5 protein-coding genes are annotated in these 7,273 nt (G+C 66.2%); 3 read left to right on the top strand and 2 right to left on the bottom strand.

Going from position 1 to position 7,273, the window contains the following annotated elements; translation table 11 throughout:
• Window positions 1-1,539, top strand: a 1,539-nt coding sequence (locus ABZX86_RS08175) for a DUF222 domain-containing protein (protein WP_355121242.1), incomplete at its 5' end; no start/stop codon positions are given.
• A 479-nt stretch (window positions 1,540-2,018) separates the two neighbouring features.
• Here ABZX86_RS08175 and ABZX86_RS08170 read toward each other — a convergent pair.
• Window positions 2,019-3,185, bottom strand: coding sequence for a TDT family transporter (locus tag ABZX86_RS08170; protein WP_355121240.1), 1,167 nt, complete (start codon window positions 3,183-3,185; stop codon window positions 2,019-2,021).
• A 232-nt stretch (window positions 3,186-3,417) separates the two neighbouring features.
• Window positions 3,418-4,866, bottom strand: a complete 1,449-nt coding sequence (locus ABZX86_RS08165; RefSeq protein WP_355121238.1) for an AarF/ABC1/UbiB kinase family protein — start codon at window positions 4,864-4,866, stop codon at window positions 3,418-3,420.
• Window positions 4,867-4,996: 130 nt separating this feature from the next.
• On the opposite strand from ABZX86_RS08165, the gene ABZX86_RS08160 reads away from it, so the two are divergent.
• A complete protein-coding gene (locus tag ABZX86_RS08160; RefSeq protein WP_355121236.1) occupies window positions 4,997-5,761 on the top strand; it encodes a winged helix-turn-helix domain-containing protein in 765 nt (254 codons plus the stop codon).
• 110 nt (window positions 5,762-5,871) lie between these two features.
• A complete protein-coding gene (locus tag ABZX86_RS08155) occupies window positions 5,872-7,209 on the top strand; it encodes an AarF/ABC1/UbiB kinase family protein (protein WP_355121234.1) in 1,338 nt (445 codons plus the stop codon).
• Window positions 7,210-7,273: the final 64 nt, after the last annotated feature.

The raw sequence follows: 7,273 nt of genomic DNA, 5'->3' as shown, positions 1-7,273 counted from the left end.
GTGGAGACCTGCACGCGCAAGCTCGAAGCAGTCAAAACCCGTTTCGTCGTGGAAACCACCAGCCGCGGCCTGGCCCAGCGTGGTGGTGTCGCGTCTGCGAAGGTGTTCCTGCGTCAAACCCTGGGTATCTCCCGCGCCGATGCCGCCTCCCGGGTGAGCATCGCGGTAGAGACCGGTCCTCGCATCGTCTCGGGTGTGGAGTTGGAGCCGACCCTCGCGCATGTGGCCGCCGCGCATCGTGACGGGGTGATCGGTGTCGATCATGTGCGTCGGATCATGACGGTGATGAACCGGTTACCCGGCAGCCTCGACACCGATGTGCGTGAAGCCACGGAGTTGCAGTTGACCGAATTCGCGCCCACCGGTTACCCGGAAGGGTTGCCCGTCATGGGCGAAGTCCTGCTCGCAGGTTTGGATCCGGACGGTTCGTTGAGTTCCGACGCCGATCGTGAACGCATGCGCGGGCTCACCCTCGGTGCCGAACGCGCCGACGGGATGTCGCCGTGGAACGGGGAGATCAACCGCAAACTGCGCTCGGTCCTGGAACCGATGTTCGCGAAACTGGCACGTCCCGGTATGTGCAACCCGAAGGACCCTGACAGTCCGTGGGTGTCCGATCACAAGCTCACCGCGCAGGCGTTGGCGGCGTGTGTCGAGCGTGATACGCGTACTCCGGCCCAACGTAATCATGATGCGTTGCTGGCGTTTTTGCGGCCGGAGTTCGGTGGCCCGGCGAAGTTGGGTAAGCATCGGGGGTTGCCGGTGTCGGTGATCGTGACGATGAGCGTGGCCGATCTGGAAGCCGAAGCCGGTGTGGCGACGAAGGCTTCGGGTGGGATCGTGTCGATCCCGGAGGCTCTGGAGTTGGCGGTGAAGTCGAACAAGTATCTGGCGGTGCTGAACCCGGTGGGGTTGCCCCTGTATTTGGGTCGGGGTGAGCGGTCGGCGGATCTGGATCACCTCCGCAGCTCCTCGGGTATCGAGAGCGGCCTCGTGTGTGAGTCCCGCTCGGCCACCCTCGACCACGACTCCCACTCCTCGGGTACCGAGCTGAGTACCGAGCGTAAGTTTGGGTCGGTGAGCCTCGGCGCGGGCACTCGGCCTGCGTGTTTGGTGTTCGGTCCGCGAACGTTCGGTCCCGACCGGGTTCCTCGGTTGGCCAGTGCCGCACAACGATTGGCACTCATCGCCTCGGAGCGGGGTTGCACTCGGCCCGGGTGTGATATGCCCGCGACGATGTGCGCGGTGCACCATATCGATGAGTGGGCTCATGGTGGGCCGACCGATATCGACAACCTCACCCTCGCCTGCGATCACTGCCATGCCCAAGTTCACGACGGGCCCGGAGGGTGGAAAACGGTTGTGATGGGACCGGACTCGGAATATCCGGGGCGGACCGGGTGGATCGGGCCCCCGCACATCAACCCGACCGGGGAACCACAGGTCAACCACCTGCACCACCCGCTCGAGCTGAAAGCTGCTGCACTGGCACGGATCCGGGACCGCAACGAGCGGGAACTACAGCGCTACCGACAGTAGGTCCGCCACCTACCCGCTACACCTGTTCCACCGCCGGGGTTCGTTCCCGTCGGTGCTACAGGTCGTTGTGCGGGTGGGTGTTTCGGGTTCTCGGTCTTCGGGTTCTTGGTCTTTCGGCTTTTGTCTTTTCGTGTTTGTCTCTGAAACCGGACCACAGCCGGTCACCCCGTCCGGGACCGCAGGTTCCTCCCCTGCCGGGGAGCCAAGGTCGGGTACCCCACCCGACGCCACCAGCACGGCTATCTCGGGCCCTGCCCGCACCCGGTGACCCAACACCGCCCCTCGACGCAAGCAACCCAGGTGCACCGGCTCATCTCGGCCTCGAATCCATCTGAAGGGCATCACACCTGCTGCCCGACTTGGCTTTTCGGATTCTCAATCCTCGATCGCCCGCAGAGACCCGTCCCTCCGAATGATCCGGAAGGAACGCGGAAGGCCTCAGCGGATTAGAACCGTTGAGGCCTTCGGCATTCCTGGGGTCAGGGGGCGGGGTGGAAGAGGGTGCCGTGGTAGATGCCGCGGAGGGTGCGGAGGGCTACGAGGGCCCAGGCGGTGAGGAGGAGGGTGAAGAGGGCTACTGCGGTGATGGCGAAGATATTGGCGCCGGTGTGGGTGTAGAGGACGGTGCTGCCGGTCACGCAGGTGCCCAGGGGGAAGGTGAAGCCCCACCAGGTCATGTTGAAGGGCATGGTCTTTCGGGCGTGGTAGGTGACGGCGATGGCGAGGGAGAGCCAGAGGAGGGCGAAGCCCCAGGTGGGTACGCCGAAGATGAGGGCGAAGACGTCGAGGCCTGCCGATTCGCGGTCGGGAAGGGCGGTGGGGGCCACGTTCGCGAGTTGACCTGCCGCGGTGACGGATTGGCCGAGGGGGCCGAGAACCAGCCAGACGGTGGCGACCATGCCCGCGGCGGGAAGACCGTGGTGCAGCAGCCGCGACCAGATCACGGTGATGGTGGCGATGGCGGCAATGAGGCTCAGGCCGAACATGGCCAGGCAGAGGAACAGCATGGTCATTCGGGGCTGGCCGGCGGGGATGTGGGGGATGAGCAGGGCGCCGGTGGCGGCCGAGACCATGGGAGGCACCACGGGCATGAGCCAGCCACCGAAGGCGGCATCGGCGTCGAAATTGTGGCGAGTGATCATCCGGAAGGGAATGGCGCATGCGGCCAGCAGCCCGAGCGCGGTGCCCACCGACCACAGCACCCAGTCGACGGCCACGGCGGCCGGCATTCCGATCACATCACTGCCGAGCACAAGGGTGCCCGCGCCGACGGTCATCAGCGCCATGGGAGGAGCCCCGTAGAACTGCATCATCACCGGATGCGCCCCGTGCGAGCGAGCGATCTCGGGGTACCGCCGCCAGTGCGCCACCCATGCGACGGCCAGCACAACCAGCAGCAGCGCGGCCGATGCCCACACCACGGTGGCAGCGGCCCGCAGACCGGGGAACCGCAGCGGGAGGGTGGCGGCGGAGTTGGCGACAATGCCGGTGCCCATCACCACGGCGAACCAGTTGGGTCCCAGCGAACGCAGGGCATCACCGGGTGCAGGGGAGGGGCGGACAGCATGGCGCGACTGCACAGGCGTACGCGCGGCGGCAACCGAGGAGACGGTATCGGTGCTGCGGCGGAAGGTCACTGTGGTCATGTATCCAGCATCGGCCCGGCAAGGATTCCCCGGTACCGGCCACAGTTCGATGGATACATAGAACCGTTCTATGCCCACCCGAGACTCGCGCTATGCCCATTTCAGCGCTGCGGTCGCGAGCGTTCGGTGACTACTCTGAAACCGCAGCGCATGACGTTTCGTGTCCTCGTGACGGCCGCGGGCATTCTCGGCGCGGTACTGCGTGCGCAGTGTGGTGTCCGCGGGCACCGCTTCAGCTGACGACCGAGAACCGCCGTGTGACCGGCGTGGTCCGCACCTGCCGAGCAAGGCCGAGATCCGTCGGCTGGGCACTGCGAGTGTCGAACCGCTCGAACACCGCGGCCAATTCCGGCGACCAGCGCGCGAATTCACCGCGCACCGGACCTTCGGTATCCAGCTGGCACACCACACCGACAGCGGTGAGCAGCGCGCGGGCGAAGGGCGTGACGTAGGCCGGAATGCTCATCTGCCGATGCGCATTCGTCAGCCGCAGATCCATGACGTGCCGTACCCGATGCCGCAACCATTCGGTGCTGAATCGGAAATCGTGCTGTGTGAAGGGTTCGGTGGTCACCGCGATCCCCTCGGCGATAGTTGCCACATCGTAGGCGCGATCGGCCTCGACGAACCCGTGCTGCCGCAGCGCGGTATCGAGATCGGCCATGGTGCCATTGAGCGCGGCGTCCATGACCTCACTGACCAGATCCTCGAATCCGACCGCCGGCCAGACGACACACGCGCCGAAGTCGACAACCCCGAGTCGCCCGTCCGGCAGCACCCGGAAATTACCGGGATGCGGATCGCAGTACAGCAATCCGGTGCGCGTCCAGGACGACAGCAGGAATCGCAGAATGAGCATCCCGACGCGACTGCGCTCCTCCGGCGCCCCGGATTCGATAATGCGCGAGACCGGAGTGCCGTGCAGCCATTCGCTGACGATCACATTGCCGCGCTGGGTAATGACTCTGGGCACCACAAAATCTGGATCGTCGGCATAGGCGTCGGCGAAGATCCGCTGGTGTTCGGCCTCGGCGGCATAGTCGAGCTCCTCGGCCACGGAGGTGCAGATGGCCTCGGTCACCGCCGGCACATCGGCGCCGGGCACAAAAACGGTGGCCAGCACCGACAGTCGCCGCAACTGTTCGAGATCATTGAGCACGGCCTCGTGCGCGCCCGGGTACATGACCTTCACCGCCGCCTGCCGCCCGTCGCGCCACACCGCTCGATGCACCTGGCCGATGGAGGCTCCCGCCGCCCGCCGATCGTCGAACTCCCGGAAGTTCCAGCGCCAGCTCTCACCCAGCTCCGCGGCCATGGCCTCGTGCACCCGGGACGGCAGCATGGTCGGCGCCGAATCCTGCAGTTGTGCCAAGGCCTTCCGATACGGCTCGGCCAGATCCGGCGGCAGCGCGAGTTCGTACAGCGCGAGCAGCTGTCCCAGTTTGGCGGCGCAACCCTTGAGTTCGCCGAGCACCTCGAAAATGTGCTGCGCCGTGCGCATTTGGATATCCAGGCTGACCTCGGCGGAAGATCTGCCCCGCGCCCGCTGCGCGACACCCGCCGCCTGCCGCCCGGCGAACGCAATGGGCAGGGCAGCGATTTTGGCATTGCGAACCGCGGTCCGAACCGGCGGCGTGCCACCGGTACCCCTTGAACGACTGCTGGTTCGCCGCTTGGTCATTGCTCACCTCATTGTGTACGCGGCGCGCGGCGGTTTCCGTGCAGCCCGCCGCGGTGTGCGCACGTGCAGTTTGGCATATGAGAGCTTAAACTGTCTGGGACGTATCCGAAAGTTGTCGAAAGGTGACAGGATGGGTGCCCAGACGGTCGTCGCGGATGTCGCCGACGAGCTGGCTCGCCGCGTCGCGACCGGGGAATACGCGCCCGGTGATCTGATGCCGTCCGTTCGCCAGGTCGCCGAGGAATTCGGGATGAATCGGGCAACTGCACAACTGGTGCTCGGCCGCCTGGAGTCCTACGGATTTGTGGACGCACACCGCGGCCGCGGCTTCACGGTGCGCGATGTGCGCCGTGCCGGCGGGCTGGACGTCTACCGCCGGCTGTTCCGGCTTTCCATGCACGCACCCGAGCTGGCAGCAGATATGTTCCGCAATATCGTTGCCGCCGAACGGGCCATCGTGCTCGAGGCGCTGCTGGACTACACCGAGGGTGAGGGCGGCGTCGACCCGGTGGCGCTGCACGGCGCCATCGATGAGCTGGAGTCCCTGGCCCGCGGCGAGAATTCCGATCATGCCGCCATGCTCACCCTCGAAATCGGTCTGGTGCGCACCATTCTCACCGACCTCGGGCACAGCGTGCAGCGTGCGGTCCTGAACTCGGTCGGTGAAATGCTGTTCGAGGTGCCGGAGGCGGTGCGGGCGTATTTCGCGGCCTCGCCGGATCTGCATGTGCTGGTGTGGCGCTCGCTGCTGGCGGTCTGGGAGTCCGATTCGGGCCCGTCCGAACCGCAGTTGTCGCTGTTCGAGGACCTGTTCGCGCTCTACCACGAGAAGGTGGTCGCGCGCTTCGAGGAATTGGTCGGCGTCGGCGCGGAGGTTGCCGGAATTTCTGCGTGACAAGCCATTTGACCAACCGTCTGAGACACTCTAGTCTTCGATTCGTGTCCCCGGGGACATGCTCTGTCACCCTCGCCGCGGCGAGTAATGGCGATACGAATCGAGGAACCATGGCGGGCAAGAGACGAACCGGTCTGGCACGGTCGGCGAAGATCGCGGCACTGCCGATGGGCATTATGGCCCGGCGCATGACCGCCACCGGCAAAGCCATCATGACCGGCGCCGATCGCGGCACCATCGACGACGCGCTGATCGACAAGGCCGCCGATGAGGTCTTCCGGGTGCTCGGCGAACTCAAGGGCGGCGCCATGAAGCTCGGGCAGGCGCTCAGTGTCGCCGAGGCCGCGGTGCCCTCCCGCTTCGCCGATCGCTATCGAGATGCCCTGTCGCGCTTGCAGAATCAAGCTCCGCCCATGCCGACGGCGCAGGCGCACCGCGTGCTCGATGAACAGCTCGGCACCCGCTGGCGCGAGCGCTTCACCACCTTCGAGGATGAGCCGGTGGCGGCGGCGAGCATCGGCCAGGTGCATCGGGCGGTCTGGAAGGACGGCCGCACCGTCGCGGTGAAGATCCAGTACCCGGGCGCGGATATCGCACTCATGTCGGATCTCAAACTGCTGCAGATGCTTTCGGGCACCTTCGGGGTCTTCATGCCCGGCGTGGACGTCCGCGCGCTGATCGACGAATTCGTCGCGCGCACCGAGGATGAGCTCGACTACCGGCTCGAGGCCGATCATCAGCGGCACTTCGCCGCCGCCTATGCCGGTGACCCGAACTTCTTCGTACCCCGGGTGATCGCGAGCGCGCCCAAGGTCATGGTCACCGAGTGGATGGCGGCCACCCCGCTGTCGAAGATCATTGCCGAAGGCACTGCGCAGCAGCGGAATCGGGCCGGAGAGCTGCTGGTCGAATTCGGCCTGAGCTCACCCAAGCGGGTCGGCGCCCTGCACTGCGATCCGCATCCGGGCAACTATCAGCTGCTCGACGACGGCAGGCTGGGCATTATCGATTTCGGCGCCACCATCGCCCTGCCCGACGGTCTGCCGCCGGTGGTGGGGGAGCTGGCCCGGCTCGCGGTCGCCGAGGATTACGACGCGCTGATGGCCGCCCTGCACGCGAACGGTTTCGTGCGCCCCGGCCATCACATCGACCTGGAGCCGATCAAGCGCGTGGTGGCGCCGATCGTCGCTGAATTGCAGGGAGATCGGCTGCGCATCACGCGGGACCTGTTGCAGGGTCATATGTCGCGCGCCATGGAAATGCAGAACATGTCGGTGAACAACACTTTCGCGGTGCGCACGCCGCCGGAGCTCCCCGATCTGGTCATGCTCGGCCGCGTACTCGGCGGTGTCATCGCGGTCTGCGCGCAGCTGGATGCCGAGGGGGCCTACCTCGGATTGGTGGAGCGCTGGCTGCCGGGCTACCTGCAAGAGGGCGAAGCCGCCTGAACGACAGGCGATTTCGGCCTGGCGCACCCCGCTGCGCCAGGCTGCCATGGCTGTTCAGCCCCGG

Origin of the sequence: Nocardia sp. NPDC006630 (genome assembly GCF_040611495.1) — a bacterium.
Classification (GTDB): Bacteria; Actinomycetota; Actinomycetes; order Mycobacteriales; family Mycobacteriaceae; genus Nocardia.
The sequence above is the reverse complement of the archived record's forward strand: the minus strand, read 5'-3'. Positions and strand labels throughout refer to the sequence as shown.

Excerpts from the sequence above, each read along its gene's own strand:
- ABZX86_RS08170 (WP_355121240.1), bottom strand. The coding sequence starts at position 3,185 with ATGACCACAGTGACCTTCCGCCGCAGCACCGATACCGTCTCCTCGGTT.
- ABZX86_RS08155 (WP_355121234.1), top strand. The coding sequence starts at position 5,872 with ATGGCGGGCAAGAGACGAACCGGTCTGGCACGGTCGGCGAAGATCGCG.
- ABZX86_RS08165 (WP_355121238.1), bottom strand. The coding sequence starts at position 4,866 with ATGACCAAGCGGCGAACCAGCAGTCGTTCAAGGGGTACCGGTGGCACG.
- ABZX86_RS08160 (WP_355121236.1), top strand. The coding sequence starts at position 4,997 with ATGGGTGCCCAGACGGTCGTCGCGGATGTCGCCGACGAGCTGGCTCGC.